General features: G+C 70.3%; 11 protein-coding genes and 1 pseudogene. 6 read left to right on the top strand and 6 right to left on the bottom strand.

The features are described 5' to 3' along the window. Nucleotides 1-72: 72 nt before the first annotated feature. Nucleotides 73-909, bottom strand: a complete 837-nt coding sequence (locus G510_RS0102185; RefSeq protein WP_051216217.1) for an endonuclease domain-containing protein — start codon at nt 907-909, stop codon at nt 73-75. A gap of 252 nt (nt 910-1,161) precedes the next feature. Beyond that, the gene (locus tag G510_RS0102180; RefSeq protein ID WP_029152257.1) at nt 1,162-2,049 is read right to left on the bottom strand and encodes a LysR family transcriptional regulator ArgP; all 888 of its coding nucleotides are present in this window, start codon (nt 2,047-2,049) and stop codon (nt 1,162-1,164) included. A gap of 74 nt (nt 2,050-2,123) precedes the next feature. Between G510_RS0102180 and G510_RS0102175 the strand changes: the two genes are divergently transcribed. Further along, the gene (locus G510_RS0102175; RefSeq protein WP_029152256.1) at nt 2,124-2,825 is read left to right on the top strand and encodes a LysE/ArgO family amino acid transporter; all 702 of its coding nucleotides are present in this window, start codon (nt 2,124-2,126) and stop codon (nt 2,823-2,825) included. Between the two features lie 78 nt (nt 2,826-2,903). Here G510_RS0102175 and G510_RS0102170 read toward each other — a convergent pair whose 3' ends face one another. Beyond that, entirely contained in the window at nt 2,904-3,551 is a 648-nt protein-coding gene (locus G510_RS0102170; protein WP_425411284.1) for a class I SAM-dependent methyltransferase, read from the bottom strand. Between the two features lie 71 nt (nt 3,552-3,622). Here G510_RS0102170 and hflX point away from each other — a divergent pair, with 71 nt between their 5' ends. From hflX to G510_RS15080, 3 genes and pseudogenes are all read left to right on the top strand, one after another. After that, nucleotides 3,623-5,119, top strand: coding sequence for a GTPase HflX (gene hflX / locus G510_RS0102165; protein ID WP_029152254.1), 1,497 nt, complete (start codon nt 3,623-3,625; stop codon nt 5,117-5,119). 94 nt (nt 5,120-5,213) lie between these two features. After that, nucleotides 5,214-9,171 (top strand): annotated as a pseudogene (locus G510_RS15085) (Pls/PosA family non-ribosomal peptide synthetase). Next, the gene (locus tag G510_RS15080) at nt 9,168-10,526 is read left to right on the top strand and encodes a M1 family metallopeptidase (RefSeq protein ID WP_084644176.1); all 1,359 of its coding nucleotides are present in this window, start codon (nt 9,168-9,170) and stop codon (nt 10,524-10,526) included. The pseudogene G510_RS15085 and the gene G510_RS15080 overlap by 4 nt, the downstream one beginning before the upstream one ends. A gap of 6 nt (nt 10,527-10,532) precedes the next feature. Here the strand turns inward: G510_RS15080 and G510_RS15075 are convergent, their stop codons facing one another. Genes G510_RS15075 through lexA form a run of 3 tightly spaced genes read right to left on the bottom strand, consistent with a single transcriptional unit; the run spans nt 10,533 to nt 13,848 of the window. Then, nucleotides 10,533-11,129 (bottom strand): 4'-phosphopantetheinyl transferase family protein, encoded by a 597-nt coding sequence (locus G510_RS15075; protein ID WP_051216212.1) that lies wholly within the window; start codon nt 11,127-11,129, stop codon nt 10,533-10,535. Between the two features lie 3 nt (nt 11,130-11,132). After that, nucleotides 11,133-13,112: a S9 family peptidase gene (locus G510_RS0102145; protein WP_029152253.1), complete on the bottom strand. Its 1,980-nt coding sequence runs from the start codon at nt 13,110-13,112 to the stop codon at nt 11,133-11,135. A gap of 52 nt (nt 13,113-13,164) precedes the next feature. Continuing rightward, entirely contained in the window at nt 13,165-13,848 is a 684-nt protein-coding gene (gene lexA / locus G510_RS0102140; RefSeq protein WP_029152252.1) for a transcriptional repressor LexA, read from the bottom strand. A gap of 199 nt (nt 13,849-14,047) precedes the next feature. Between lexA and G510_RS0102135 the strand changes: the two genes are divergently transcribed. Both G510_RS0102135 and G510_RS0102130 read left to right on the top strand, forming a co-directional pair. Next, nucleotides 14,048-14,419 carry a LysM peptidoglycan-binding domain-containing protein gene (locus G510_RS0102135; RefSeq protein ID WP_029152251.1) on the top strand — a complete coding sequence of 124 codons (372 nt, stop codon included), beginning with the start codon at nt 14,048-14,050 and terminating at the stop codon, nt 14,417-14,419. 28 nt (nt 14,420-14,447) lie between these two features. Further along, a complete protein-coding gene (locus G510_RS0102130) occupies nt 14,448-15,530 on the top strand; it encodes a histidinol-phosphate transaminase (protein WP_029152250.1) in 1,083 nt (360 codons plus the stop codon). Nucleotides 15,531-15,533: the final 3 nt, after the last annotated feature.

Here is a 15,533-nt window from a genome sequence, read left to right as displayed (position 1 = left end):
CTTTTCGCCGAGATACTGACGATTTCGGCGGATCCGTCAGGCGCTCGCCGAAATCTCAGGCGCTCGGCAACATCATGCGGCGCGCCCCTGCGCGATCGCGGCGCGGATCTCTCGCTCCACGCGCGGCCAGTCGTAGACGATGTCGTGGTACGAGTACCGCAGCACGGTGTAGCCCATCAGAGCCAGCTGTCGGTCGTGGGCGATGTCCTGGCGGCGCTGGGCGGCATCGCTGTGGAACGCGTACCCGTCGAGCTGCACGACGAGGTGCGCGCCGACGAGCGCATCCACGCGCCGCCCCGCGATCCTCACCTGCTGCACAACAGGGATCCGCGCGCGGCGACAGTTCGCGACGAACATCGACTCGATGCCTGAATCGGAGAGGCGACTCACCTGCTCGGCGAGGGAGCGCGCCGTTTCCGTTCGCCACGGCAGGCCGCGGATCTGCTCCGGCGTCGCGTGCTTCTGCGTGACCGCCGACTCCCAGACGGCGAACGCATCGACGGGCGGGAGGATCCGCGCGATGTTCGCGAGCACGTTCGGGAGCGGATCGATGAGGGAACGCGGCGATCGAGCGACCACGGTGCGCGCACGGTCGAGGACGGTGCGCTCGCCCCGATCGACGTGCGCATCCGGCGCCACACCGATGTGCACCCGTCCATCGCGCAGCCCGGGCGGCTTCCAAAGCTCGTAGCGGTCGAGCGCGCTGACCCCGGTGAGCGCGCCGCCGACGCGCGCCGCCTCGCGAGTGCCGTATCCCGCGCCCGGGAGGATCAGCCACTTCCGCCGCACCAGCGGGATCCCCTCGGCGTGACGTGCCGCGAGGATCTGATGCGGCTTCCACCCGAGATCGAGCACGTCGTCCCGGTGCTTCCAACCGCCGTGGGCGGCGAGGAGCGGCGCGAGTTCCATTGTGTTCCCATCTTCCGGTGTGCCGGGAAACCACAGACTGTCGGATCCGCGCGCGCCGCGTGCGACTCGGGTGCCGGAATGTGGAGGGAACCGCCGGATCCGCGAATGTGAGCGCGCTGAGGTGAGGCCCCGCCAGCTCTCGCCTCGTGCATGCGCTCGCCGAGGGCCTGACTTTTCGCCGAGATACTGACGATTTCGGCGGATCCGTCAGGCGCTCGCCGAAATCTCAGGCGCTCGGCGAACCCGGATCCGTCACGCTTCCGCGAGCGCCGCGCGCGCGTGCGCGACGACCGACTCCCGGATCGCCGTCAGCGACACGGAATCGATGCTCCACTGCTGCCAGTACAGCGGCTCCGCGAGGTCGGGGCCGCCGAGGCGCGTGAGCGTGCCCATGTCGAGCGAGGGCTGCGCCTGGGCCGGCGGCAGCATGCCCCACCCCATGCTCAGGCGCACCGCCGAGGCGTAGTCCTCCGAGGCCGGCACGTAATGCCGCGGGGGAACATCGGGATCCACGCCGAGGGCTCGCAACCAGTCCGACTGGATGTCATCCGACCGATCGAATTCGATCGCCGGCGCCGACGCCAGCGCCTTCTTGGTGACGCCGCCCGGGAACCACCGGGCGACGAAGCCGGGCGTTGCGACGGCGACGTACTCGGTGGATCCGAGCCCCGTCACCGTGCACCCGGCGATCGGCTTCCTCTGCGACGTGATGGCGGCCAGCGCCGCGCCGGTCTCGAGCAGCTTGGCCGTGCGGTCCTCGTCCTCGCGGAGCAGCTCGAAGGTCACGTCCTGGTCGTGCGCCACGGTCGCGAGCGCGGGCAGCAGCCAGGTGGCGAGCGAGTCGGCGTTGACCGCGATCGGCACGTGCATGCGCTCCTGCCGATCGAGGCCGAGCGCGACGGACGCCTCGTGCCCGACGGCCGCGTACTGACGGGCGAGCCGCACGACCGCGGCGCCGTCGTCCGTCGCGCGGATCGGCCGGGACCTGATGATGAGCACGCGGCCGAGCTGCGACTCGAGGGTGCGCAGCCGCTGGCTGACGGCGGAGGGCGAGATGCGCAGGCGACGGGCCGCCTGCTCGAAGGATCCGTCGTCGACGATCGCCGCTACCGTCTCGGCGAGCTCGGGAGAAATCCACATAAGCGTTGCTTCACCATCCTTCGTTCATCCTGATCTGCTTTTGATTCTCGCACGCCGCGGCACACGATGGAACCATGCTCACCGCTCTGCTCGCCGGCCTCGGCCTGTGCCTGTCGATCATCGCCGCGCCCGGCGCGCAGAACGTCTTCCTCCTGCGTGAGGGGATCCGCCATGCGGGCGGCGGGCGGCGGCACGCGCTCGCGCTCGCCGCCGTATGCCTCGCGAGCGATGTCGTGCTCATCTCGGTCGGCGTCGGCGGGTTCGGAGTCGTCGTCGAACAGGTGCCGTGGCTGTTCGACGCCGCGCGCTGGGCGGGCGTCGTATTCCTCGCCGGCTATGGGATGCTCGCAGCGATCCGTGCGGTCCGCGGCGGCGAGGCGATCGAGACCGGATCGCCGGATCCCGCCCGCCAAGAGCCAGCGCCGACGCTCGCGAGCGGCACGGGCGCGACCGCCACGCTCACGGCCGTGCCCGTGGCGCGAGTGCGCACCGCCATGCTTCCGGCGATCCTCACCTGCCTCGCGATCACCTGGCTGAACCCGCACACGTACCTCGACACGGTGCTGCTGCTCGGATCCATCTCGACGCACTACGGCGACGCGCGCTGGCTGTTCGCCGTCGGCGCGATCCTGGGCAGCGCCGTGTGGTTCGCGATCCTCACCTTCGCGGCGCGGTTCGCCTCGCGCTGGCTGCGCTCGCCGCGCTCATGGCGGATCCTCGACGCCGGCGTCGCCGTGATGATGCTGGGCCTTGCCACGGCGCTCGCGGTCGCGTGACGGTTCGCCGAGCGCCTGAGATTTCGGCGAGCGCCTGACGGATCCCGCCGAATCGTCAGGTGCTCGGCAAAAAGTCAGTCACTCAGCGAGCGTGTCGATCGGCCCCGTCGTATCGCTGCGGTGCCGAACCTTCAGCACGCGGAATCCCTTGGAGATCGCGTGACGGTGCACGGCGAAGCGGTCGGGGAGGGTCTGCTCCATCCACCGCTGCAACGAGTCGCTGCCGAGGTTCTTCTGCACGACGAGATACGCGTCGCTGCTGAGATCCAGTCGGGGCAGCCAGGTCTGCATCAGCTCGTGGAGCGCGGGCTTCCCGATCCGGATCGGAGGGTTCGACCGGATCGTGCGGAAGGCGATGTCCGCGGGGATCTGGTCTGCCGTCACGGCGCGGATATTGTCGAGCCCGAGCGACTCGGCGTTGCGGCGCACGAGATCGAGCGCTCGCTCGTTGACATCGAGCGCCCAGATCCGCGCGTGCGGCGATTGCATCGCCAGATCGAGCGAGATCGCTCCCCAGCCGCACCCGATGTCGAGGAAATCGCCGCCGGGCGGAGCATCGGGAGAGTTCGCGAGCAGAACCTCTGTGCCCTTGTCGAGCCGATCAGGACTGAACACGCCGCTTGCCGTGGTGGCCGTGATGTCGCGGCCAGCGAGGTTCACGCTGATGGTGCGGAGTTCTTCGGGGCTCGAGGGCTGCGCACTGAAATAGTGATCCCCCATGAACATCGACACTACCGGAGGCCCGCGCGACGCGAGAAGCGGATAAAATCGAAGTCCAGCTCCACGAAAGGCAGCACTTGGCCGAAACGACAGGCACCGACGACGCAGTCGACCGCATCCTCGCGCGCGAAGATTCCCACAGCACGTCCCGCGTCTTCGGTGCCGCGCAGGCGCTGCAGACGCACGAGACGGCCAGCCATCACAGTGACGGCGATCAGTGGGATCTCGACGATCGTCACGCGCTGCGCCGCGTCGGCGGTCTGTCGACCGAGCTCGAGGACGTCACCGAGGTCGAGTACCGCCAGGTGCGCATGGAGAACGTCGTGCTCATCGGCGTGTATCCGTCGGGCGCGCAGGCAGAGGCCGAGAACTCGCTTCAGGAGCTCGCCGCGCTCGCAGAAACGGCAGGATCCGTCGTGCTCGACGGCGTCCTGCAGCGCCGTCCGCATCCCGACGCCGCGACGTACTTCGGTCGGGGCAAGGCCGACGAGCTGCGCGACCTCGTGCTGTCGGTCGGTGCCGACACGGTGATCGCGGATGCCGAGCTCGCCCCCAGCCAGCGGCGCGCGCTCGAGGACGTCATCAAGATCAAGGTCATCGACCGCACCGCCGTGATCCTCGACATCTTCGCGCAGCACGCCAAGACCCGCGAGGGCAAGGCGCAGGTCGAGCTCGCGCAGCTCGAGTACCTCCTTCCGCGCCTGCGCGGCTGGGGCGAGTCGATGAGCCGCCAGGCCGGCGGCCAGGTGGGAGCGGCCGGCGCGGGAATGGGATCCCGCGGACCCGGTGAGACGAAGATCGAACTCGATCGTCGCCGGATCCGCACCCGCATGGCGATCCTGCGCAAGCAGATCCGCGGCTTCGCGCCGGCCCGCGAGGCCAAGCGCGCCGAGCGCGGCCGCCACGCGATCCCGTCGGTGGCGATCGCCGGGTACACGAACGCCGGCAAGTCGAGCCTGCTCAACCGACTGACGCAGGCGGGCGTGCTCGTGGAGAACGCGCTGTTCGCGACTCTCGACGCCACGGTCCGCCGCACGGAGACGGCCGACGGCCGGGTGTTCACCCTCGCCGACACTGTCGGCTTCGTGCGCAACCTGCCGCACCAGCTCGTCGAGGCGTTCCGCTCGACGCTCGAGGAGGTCGGTCAGGCCGACGTCATCGTGCACGTCGTCGACGGAAGCCACCCGGATCCCGCGGGTCAGCTGCAGACGGTGCGTGACGTGCTGGGCGAGGTCGACGCCCGCGATCTTCCCGAGATCGTCGTGTTCAACAAGATGGATCTCGTCGACGACTCCGAACGGCTGGTGCTCGCGGGTCTCGCTCCAGGGGCCGTGTTCGTCTCGTCGCGCACGGGCGAAGGGATCGACGAGCTGCGGCGGATCGTGGAGCAGGCGCTTCCCGTTCCGGCGGTCGAGATCCGGGCGCTCGTTCCCTATGAGCGCGGCGACCTCATCTCGCAGATCCACGAGGCGGGCCAGTTCCTCGCGCAGAGCCACGAGGATACGGGAACGCTGGTGCACGCCCGCGTCGCCCCGGATCTGGCCGCCGATCTCGGCCCGTTCCTCACCGCGTAGGGGTTTCCCGACCGTTCTCGTTGGCTGGCTAGAATGACCGCGCCACGGCGGTGCACACCTCGCCGTCGAACGAGACACGAGGACACCCGCCACCATGATGACGCCGCCGATCGAGCCCGCTGATCCGTCCGATCAGGATCCGAACGGACTCGATCGATCCCACGCCGCGCCGCCTGCTCGCACCCTCATCGATGTCATTCGGGCCTCGGCCGAGGCACATCCCGACGCGTCGGCGTTGGAGGACGAACGCGGTGCGCTCAGCTACGCCGAGCTGCTCGCGCTCGTGGACCGGACCGCCGGACGGCTGCACGCGCTCGGCGTGCGCCGGGGCGACCGCGTCGGCGTGCGCATGCCCTCGGGCGACCGATACGTCTACGTCGCGATCCTCGGCGTGATGGCGGCTGGAGCGGCCTATGTGCCCGTCGACGCCGATGATCCCCAGGAGCGCGCAGACCTCGTGTTCGGCGAAGCGCGCGTGCGCGGCGTCGTCGGCGCGGGCGGGGAGTTCGTCGACCCGGACGGCACCGTCGCGGGCGGGCTGTTCGACGGGCAGGATCCGCACCCGAGCGCGCGACCGACCAGGGACGTCGATGCGCCGACGCCCGACGACGACGCGTGGATCATCTTCACGTCCGGCTCGACGGGGGTTCCGAAGGGCGTCGCGGTGTCGCACCGGTCGGCCGCCGCCTTCGTCGATGCGGAGGCGCGGCTCTTCCTGCAGGACGCTCCGCTTGGGCCCGACGATCGCGTTCTGGCGGGGCTCTCCGTGGCGTTCGATGCGTCGTGCGAAGAGATGTGGCTGGCCTGGCGCCACTCCTCGTGTCTCGTGCCCGCGCCGCGGTCTCTCGTCCGATCGGGCGAAGACCTCGGCCCCTGGCTCGTGGGTCATGGGATCACGGTCGTCTCGACGGTGCCGACCCTCGCGGCGCTGTGGCCGGAGGACGCGATCGAGAACCTGCGCCTGCTCATCTTCGGCGGCGAGGCGCTGCCGCCCGAACTGTCCGCGCGGCTCATCGGCGATGAGCGCGAGGTGTGGAACACCTACGGACCCACCGAGGCGACCGTTGTGGCGTGCGCGGCGAAGATGGACGGATCCGCGCCGATCCGCATCGGCCTGCCGCTCGACGGCTGGGAGCTCGCGGTCGTCGACGGGGCCGGCAACAGGGTTGGGGCGGGAGAACAGGGAGAGCTGATCATCGGCGGCGTCGGGTTGGCGCGGTATTTGGACCCCGCGAAGGATGCCGAGAAGTACGCTCCGATGGAATCTCTCGGTTGGCAACGCGCCTACCGGTCGGGCGACCTCGTGCGGGCGGATCCGGAGGGCCTCGTCTTCCTGGGGCGAGCCGACGACCAGGTGAAGATCGGCGGTCGGCGCATCGAACTCGGCGAGGTCGAGTCGGCTCTGCAGAACCTCAGCGCCGTCACCGCGGCCGCTGTCGCCGTGCGCCATTCGGCCGGCGGCACCGCGATGCTCGTCGGGTACGTGGTGCCGACGGGCGAGGACTTCGATCGCGGGGCCGCCCGCGCGGAGCTCGCCGAGTCGCTGCCCGCGCCGCTCATCCCCGTTCTCGCGGTCATGGAAGAGCTGCCCGTGCGCACCTCCGGAAAGGTCGACAAAGCCGCGCTGCCATGGCCGCTCCCCGATACGGGCGAGGGCGATTCGGCGCTGTCCGGAACCGCCGCGTGGCTCGCGGAGCAGTGGACGGCGGTGCTCGGACTGCGCCCGGTCGACGAACGGGCTGATTTCTTCGAGCTCGGCGGAGGGTCGCTCGCGGCTGCCCAACTGGTGTCTCGGATCCGCGTGCGCGCGGCGGAGTTCACGATGAGCGACGTCTATGACCTTCCGCGCCTCGGCAAGATGGCGGAGGCGATCGGCGAGGAGGAGCACGCCACGGGCGCGACCAACTACAGCTCGGCAAGCCCGACGCCGCCCCTGATGCAGTGGGTGCAGTCGCTCTCGGCCGCTGCGCTCTTCGTCCTCGCCGGCGCGCGATGGGTGACCTGGTTGCTCGCGGCGAGCTGGCTCCTCGGCCTCGTGAGCGGCTTCGAGTTCCTGCCGAGCGCACCGGAATGGGTGATCGTCACCGGTCTCGTGCTGTTCGTCACGCCCTTCGGCCGCATGGCGATCGCCGCGGCTGCCGCGCGGCTGCTCCTCCTGGGTGTGAGACCGGGCGACTATCCGCGCGGCGGGTCCGTGCACATTCGGCTCTGGCTGGCGGATCAGATCGCCCTTCAGATCGACCCCGTCGGGCTCGCAGGGGCGCCGTGGGTGACGTACTACGCCCGCGCACTCGGCGCGAAGATCGGGCGCGACGTCGACCTGCACACACTGCCGCCGGTGACGGGCATGCTCGAGATCGGATCCGGGGTGGCGATCGAACCCGAGGTCGACCTGACGGGCACATGGATCGACGGCGATACGGTGCGCATCGGATCCGTGCGCATCGGCGCGGACGCGACGATCGGCGCGCGCAGCACGCTGGCGCCCGGCGCGAAGATCGGGCGCGGCGCCGAGGTGCGCCCGGGATCCGCCGTCTTCGGTCGCGTGAAGGCGGGGCAGAGCTGGTCCGGTTCGCCGGCCGCTCGCGCCGGGGCGGCCCCGAAGCCCCTGTCCGCGTCGCGCCCGCCGAGTCGCACGCGGTGGCTGTGGGCGTACGCCGCGAGCTCGGTCGGCCTCTCGCTGCTGCCGTTCATCGCGTTCGCCGCGGGAGCCGCGGTGCTCGCGGCGGCCATGCGCGGATCCGATTCGTTCGCCGAAGCGGTCCCGCGCGCGCTCATCTGGCTGGTTCCCGGAGTCATCGTCGCGGGCGTCGTGTTCGCGGGCGCCGTCGTGCTGCTCGTGCGGCTGCTCTCGATCGGGCTGAAGCCCGGGACGTACCCCGTGCGCAGCCGCGTGGCGTGGCAGGCCTGGACGACCGAGCGCCTGCTCGATGCCTCGCGCACGCTCCTGTTCCCCATCTACTCGAGCCTGTTCACGCCCGTTTGGCTGCGGCTCCTCGGGGCGCGCGTCGGGCACGACGTGGAAGCGTCGACGGTGCTGCTCCTGCCGTCGCTCACGCGGATCGACGAGGGCGCGTTCCTCGCCGACGACACGATGGTGGCGACCTACGAACTGCGCGGCGGGTGGATGCGCTTGGCCCGGGCGCGCATCGGCAAGCGCGCATTCCTCGGCAACTCGGGTCTGTCAGCCGCGGGCCACACGGTTCCGAAGAACGCGCTCGTCGCGGTGCTCTCCGTCGCCCCCGCCAAGGCGAAAGCCGGATCGTCGTGGCTCGGATCTCCTGCCGTGCGCCTGCGACGAGTCGTGAGCGAGGCGGATCTCGAGCGCACGTACAAGCCCACGCGCGCGCTGCGCGTGGCGCGCGCTGTGGGAGCTGTGCCGCATCGTCCCGGTCGTCGTGACGTGCGCGCTCGGACTCGCCGTCATGTCGGCGCTCGGCGCGATGATCGATTCGTGGGGCATCCTCATCGCCTGCCTGCTCTCGGGCGTCGTGATGATGCTCGCCGGGGCGGTCGCCGCGCTCGTGACCACGGTCGCGAAATGGGCCTTCGTCGGGCGGATCCGCGCAGGCGAGCACCCGCTGTGGTCGAGTTTCGTGTGGCGGACCGAGGTCTCCGACACGTTCACGGAGATGCTCGCGGCGCCATGGTTCGCGAACGCCGCCGCCGGCACGCCCGCGCTCGCGGTCTGGTTGAGGACTCTCGGCGCGAAGATCGGCCGAGGCGTGTGGACCGACAGCTACTGGCTGCCCGAGCCCGACCTGGTGACGCTCGGTGACGGGGCGACGGTGAACCGTGGATGTGTGGTTCAGACGCATTTGTTCCATGATCGTGTGATGAGCACCGATACCGTCACCATCGAAAAGGGCGCCACGCTCGGGCCGCACAGCGTTGTTCTGCCCGCCGCGGTCATCGGCGCCGATTCCACCGTCGGGCCGGCGTCCCTCGTCATGCGCGGCGAGTCCGTTCCCGTCGGCAGCCGGTGGAGCGGAAACCCGATCGGGCCGTGGCGCGCGGTCACGGTGCGCGCGTATCAGGCGGACGCCGCATGAGGTTCCGCGCGACGGACGTCGGCGCGGACGACTACACCCCGGGGTTCGGCGACGCCCGGTTCCGCACCCGGCACTACGATCTCGACATCGATTACAAAGTGTCGAACAACCGCTTCTCCGCGCGGGCCGAGATCGCGATCACGGCGCGGACGGATGCGACCTCGATCGCCTTCGACCTGGTCGGCCTTCGAGCGAGCCGGGTTCAGGTGGGCGGAGAGCGCGTCGCGCGCTTCACCCAGCGCGGCGGTCGCCTGGAGATTCCGCTGCCCGACCCGGTTTCGGGCGGCGACGAGATCGACATCGCGATCGAGTACGCCGGGTCGCCGCGCCCGCGACGTTCGCGCTGGGGGACCCTCGGCTGGGAAGAGCTCGAGGACGGCGCGACCGTCGCCTCCGAGCCGACGGGCGCCTCGACGTGGTTCCCCTGCAACGACCATCCTCGCGACAAGGCGACCTATCGGATCCGCATCACGACCGACACTCTCTACGACGTCGTCGCGGGCGAACGCGTGGCGAACTCCGCGCGGGGCGGGCGCCGCAGTTGGGAGTTCCGACTCGCAGAGCCGACCGCCAGCTATCTCGTGCCCATGCAGATCGGCCGCTACACGGTCAAGAAGGTCGACCTCGATGGCGTCCGGGGTGAACTCCACTTCCCGCCGTCGATCGCGGCGCGGGCGCGCGCCGACTTCGCGCCGCTGCGGGACATGGTGCGCGCATTCCAGAGAGCATTCGGCCCGTACCCGTTCGAGTCGTACCAGGTCGTCGTCACGGAGGACGACCTGGAGATCCCCCTCGAGATGCAGGGCGGCGCGGTGTTCGGCGCGAACCTCATCGACGGAGAGGGCACCTTCGACCGCTTGATCGCGCACGAGCTCGCACACCAGTGGTTCGGCAACAGCGTCGGGATCGCCGCGTGGCGCGATATCTGGCTTAACGAGGGACCCGCGTGCTACGCCGAATGGCTGTGGTCCGAGGCCGCGGGCGACGACTCGGCGCATGCGCTCGCTCTCGCGCATCGTGAGCAGCTCGCGGACGAGAAGCAGGACATCTGCATCGCCGATCCGGGGCCGGATCTGATGTTCGACGATCGCCTGTACAAGCGCGGTGCGCTCGCGCTGCACGCCGTGCGCCTGACCGTGGGCGACGACGACTTCTTCCGCCTCCTCCGCGAATGGTGCGAGCGATTCGCGGGCTCGACCGCGCACACGAGCGAGTTCATCGCCCTCGTCGAGGAGGTCACGGGCCGAGACCTCAGCGACCTGTTCGTCGCGTGGCTCGAAGACCTCGAGCTGCCGGAGTTTCCCCCGACAGATCTTCCCTCGACCCCGGCGATACTGCGCGGTCCGGTTCTGTGACGTGATTCAATCGACGGCGATCGAGGCCGTGTACCCGGTCGGAGCGTCGAGCGCGTCCACGCGGTAGCGCGCGTCTGCCAGATGGGCGAGTGCGCTCTCTCCCCGGGGCTCGAATCTGACCGCGTCGGGCGGCACCGCGAGCCCGCGGCCATCCGCCTTGACGACGGCTTCGAACTCGGTCCACCGGCGGCGCGTCGGCGGCGTGCGGAAGACCCGCTCGAGGCCCTCGACCAGGGCGCGCGGCTCGCCGCGCTCTATGTCGATGCCGACGGCGCGCGGCCCGCGCGTCGCGGCGACGGCGACGACGGATCCCGCGTAGCTCACGCTGATGCTCACGGGCGCGCCCACGGCGCGGACGGGGCCATGATCGCCCCCGCAGCGCGGGCAGCGCGCGATGACCGCCGCGTCGCTGCCCGGCGCGAGCTCGCCGATCAAGGACCGGATCAGACTGCGCCCCACGAGGAATCGCGCGCGACGGATCCCGACGAGGGCCGCGGCGCGGCGCTGGTCCGTCTCGCTCAACCCGCTCGCATCGCCGGAGGAGCCCGCGGCATCCGCGAACGCGACGACCGCGTCGCCCGCGCGCAGTCGCCGGACCGACACGCCCTAGGAGAGCTCGATCGCGGCGACGCCGGGGGGCTCGAAGCCGAGCACCTGACCAAGGAAGGCGAGCTCGTTCGCGAAGCACGCGATGATCGTCTCGGCGCGGCGGAACCCGTGGCTCTCGCCCTCGAACTTCAGGTAGGCGTGCGGCACGCTGTTCGCCGCGAGCGCGTCGCGCAGTGCCTCCGACTGCGACGGCGGCACCACCGGATCCTCGGTTCCCTGCAGGATCAGCAGCGGCGTGCGGAGCTTCTCCGGATGCGTCAGCGGCGACCGCTCGATGTAGTCGGCCTCGGCCTCGGGCATCGGCCCCACGAGGCCATCGAGGTAGCGGGCCTCGAAGTCGTGAGTCTCGGCGAGCAGCATGCGCAGGTCTGCGACGCCGTAGCGGCTGATTCCGGCGGAGAACACGTCGGTGTCGGCCAGCGCGCACAGTACGGTCCACCCGCCCGCGGATCCGCCCTTGATGGCGAGGCGCTTCGGATCCGCGAGGCCCTTCGCGACGAGGCCCTGCGCGGCTGCGGCGACGTCCTGCACGTCGACGAGGCCCCATGCGCCGTTGAGCCGCTCGCGGTACGCGCGACCGTAGCCGGACGATCCGCCGTAGTTCACATCGAGCACGCCGATGCCGCGGCTCGTGAAGTACGAGGAGTTCTGCGACAGATCGCCGGTGACGTGACCGGTCGGCCCGCCGTGCACGAGCACGAGCACGGGCGGCAACTCGCCGTCGAGCCCGCCGAGGGCCCCGTTCGTCGGCGGATAGAAGAACGTATGCACCGGGCCGAGGGGGCCGGGGAAGGTCATCGGCACCGCGACGGAGTGCACGCGGGAGGTCAGATCGACCTCGCCGCCGCGCACCGCCCGGAGCGAGCGCGCCGACACGTCGAGCTCCCACAGGCCGCCCGGCACCTCGGCGCCGGCGCCCGTCAGGAGTGCCCGCCTGCCGCGCACGGCCTGGATGTGGATGTCCCCGGTGAGCGGCGTCTCCAGCTCCGCGACGCTGCCCGAGACCGGTTCGATGAGCATCAGCCGCGAACGGCCCTCGGTCACGACGGCGAGCACGTTGCCGTCGTCGAGCGCCGCGTACCAGCGGGCTCCGAGGCTCCAGAGCGGGCCGCCGGTGTCGCCGTCGACGGCATAGACGGGTTCGGCTGCCGCGTGCGCGAGCCCATCATCGAAGCGCACGTGGAAGAGGTTCCAGCGCTGCGTCCAGGTCCTGTCGGCCCGCGCCGCGGTCGTCGGCGGATCCTGCACGAACAGCAGCTCGTCCTCGCCCGCCCACTCGGGCTGCAGCGCCGACACGTTCTCGCCCCGGCTGGCCTCGCGTCCGCCCGCGATGCGGGTCCATTCGCGCACGCGGCCGTCCTCGAGGGTTCCCACGCGCAGCTCCGAGGCGTCCCAGGGCATGTCGGGGTGGTCCCAGGCGATCCACGCGATCCGCCCTGCGCGCGGGGTGGGATAGGCGAGGAAGTCGGATCCGGAGACGACGCTCACGACGGCCGACCCGTCGTTCGCCCCGGACGCGTCGAGGGGGATCCGAACGATCTCGCGGATCGGCGTCTCGTGCGGCCCGACGTGCGTCTCCCGCACCGCCCACAGCTCGCCTTCGGCCCACACGAGATCGCCGTGCGCGAAGCGCGGATCCGCCGGGGTCAGGGGAGCGGGATCGGAGCCCGCCGACGAGATGTACACGCGCTGGTCCGACTGCTCGACGAACGCGAATCGTTCGTCGTCGAGCAGCGTCCACGCACCGCCGCCGTACTCGTGCACTCGGGAGCGCGCGCTCCACGGCGCCGGCAGCACGGGGTCGCCGCTGGAGCGAAGGATCGCCGTGCGGCCCTTCTGAGACGGCACGGACTCCGCCCACCAGTAGTCGTCACCGACGAAGCGTGCGAGGTCGAGGCGCAAAGAGCCCGCGGGCATGTCCTCAGGGCGGATGGACGAGGGCCAGGATCCGAAGGCACGACGGTCGATGGAAGCCATATGCCCACGCTAGCCGCACAGAATCAGACGTGCGACGCCATCGGCGCGTCGGTCAGACGGCGCGCATGACCGCGACGATGCGCCCCAGCACGACCGCCTCGTCGCCGAGGATCGGCTCGAACGCCGAGTTCCGAGGCAGAAGCCACACGTGGCCGTCGCGCTTGCGGAACGTCTTCACCGTGGCCTCGCCGTCGAGCATCGCGGCGACGATCTCGCCGTTCTCCGCCGTGTTCTGAGTGCGCACGACGACCCAGTCGCCATCGCAGATGGCCGCGTCGATCATCGAATCGCCGGAGACCTTGAGCATGAACAGCTCGCCGTTCCCGACGAGCTGGCGGGGAAGCGGGAAGATCTCTTCGATCTGCTGCTGAGCCATGATCGGGGTGCCCGCAGCGATCCGGCCGACGAGCGGCACCATCGCCGCATCGCCCACAGAGGGCGCCGAATCCGCGGGATTCTCGGTCGACGAGCCGGGCAGATCGACGAGTACCTCCATGGCGCGCGTCTTGCCGGGGTCGCGGCGCAGGTAGCCGCTCAGCTCGAGCTGACCGAGCTGGTGGGTCACGCTCGACAGCGACTTGAGGCCGACGGCGTCGCCGATCTCGCGCATGCTCGGCGGGTAGCCGTTGACCTGAATCGAATGCTGGATGACCTCGAGGATCGCGATCTGCTTCTCGCTCAGGCTCTTGCGGCGGCGCCCCTTCGGGCGGGTCTGCGGGGTGATATCGGCGCTCATCCGCTCGCTCCTCTTCGAATGTCAGTGGTTCTTGGTGGGGTGGAACCCGTCACGAGGAACGTTACCGGAAGCGGTGCGATCTTCGGGAGGTTTGTTCGAGTGTGTCGCGAGACCGCATCGCGTCGTTTCGAATGAGCGCTTGACACATTCGAACATTCGAAGATAGATTCGGAACATCACTACGAGAGAAGGGCATCTGATGAGCACGGTCACCCTCGCGGCACCCGGTCCGCACATCGCGACTTCCCGCACCCGCCTGCGTCTGACGACTCGCGGTCGGCGGGTTCTCGCAGCACTCGCAGCGCTTCCCGTCATCGCCGGCATAGCGATCGGCACTTTTGCGGGCGGCGCGGCGCTCGGCTCCAACGACGCCGGCGCTCCGTCGGGCACCTTCCAGTCCGTCACGGTCATGCCCGGCGACTCGCTGTGGGGCATCGCCGAGCGGGTGGCACCCGAGGCCGACCCGCGCGACGTTGTGAGCGAGATCATCTCGCTCAACGTGCTGTCGAACTCGGCCGTCGACGCCGGCGACCGCATCGCGATCCCGGCCCAGTACTCGAGCGGTCTCTGACTTCTGGCGGGGCCGTAGAATCGGGTGCGTGACGGTGAGACTCGAAGACCTGCCCCTCAGAGACGACCTGCGTGGTCAGAAGCCCTACGGCGCTCCGCAAGAGCCGCTCGCCGTGGCGCTGAACGTGAACGAGAACACCCATCCGGTTCCCGCCGATGTCGCCGACGACATCGCCGAATCGGTCGCCAAGTCGATCTCCGGGCTCAACCGCTATCCCGACCGCGAGTTCGTCGAGCTGCGAGAGGCGTTCGCCGAGTATCTCGGGCACGGAATCGAAGCTGACCAGGTGTGGGCCGCGAACGGCTCGAACGAGGTTCTGCAACACGTCCTGCAGGCGTTCGGCGGCCCCGGCCGCACGGCCATGGGCTTCGCCCCGACCTACTCGATGTACCCGCTTCTCGTGCGCGGCGTGGGCTCCGAATGGATCGCCGGCACGCGCGGCCCGCGCTTCGAGCTCGATCCCGAGGATGCGGCGCGTCAGGTGCGCGAAGCCGATCCGGACGTCGTCTTCCTCTGCACGCCCAATAACCCCACGGGCACGGCGCTCTCGCTCGACGTGGTCGAGGCCGTGTACGAGGCCAGTCGCGGCATCGTGATCGTCGACGAGGCCTACTTCGAGTTCTCGCCCGACGACGGCGCATCGGCGCTGACGCTCCTGCCCGGCCGGGAGCGCCTCGTCGTCTCGCGAACCATGAGCAAGGCGTTCGCTTTCGCGGGCGCGCGCGTCGGCTATCTCGCCGCAGACGCCGCGGTCGTCGACGCTCTTCGCCTCGTGCGCCTCCCGTATCACCTGAGCGCCATCACGCAGGCGGCCGCGACGGCGGCCCTTCGGCACAGCGATGAGATGCTGCGCACCGTCGACGAGATCGTCGTGCAGCGCGACCGCATCTCCGCGACGCTCGAGGCACTCGGCTACGACCCGTACCCGTCGGGCAGCAACTTCGTGCTCTTCGGCGGGGTCGACGATCCGCACGACACGTGGCGGCGCCTGTACGAGCGCGGGGTCCTCGTGCGCGACGTCGGAATCCCGGGGCACCTGCGCGTGTCGGCGGGAACGGAAGACGAGACGAGCGCGTTCCTCGACGCACTCGCCCGCATCGGCGACGAATAGGAT

Origin of the sequence: Microbacterium gubbeenense DSM 15944 (assembly GCF_000422745.1) — a bacterium.
GTDB classification, from domain to species: domain Bacteria; phylum Actinomycetota; class Actinomycetes; order Actinomycetales; family Microbacteriaceae; genus Microbacterium; species Microbacterium gubbeenense.
The sequence above is the reverse complement of the archived record's forward strand: the minus strand, read 5'-3'. Positions and strand labels throughout refer to the sequence as shown.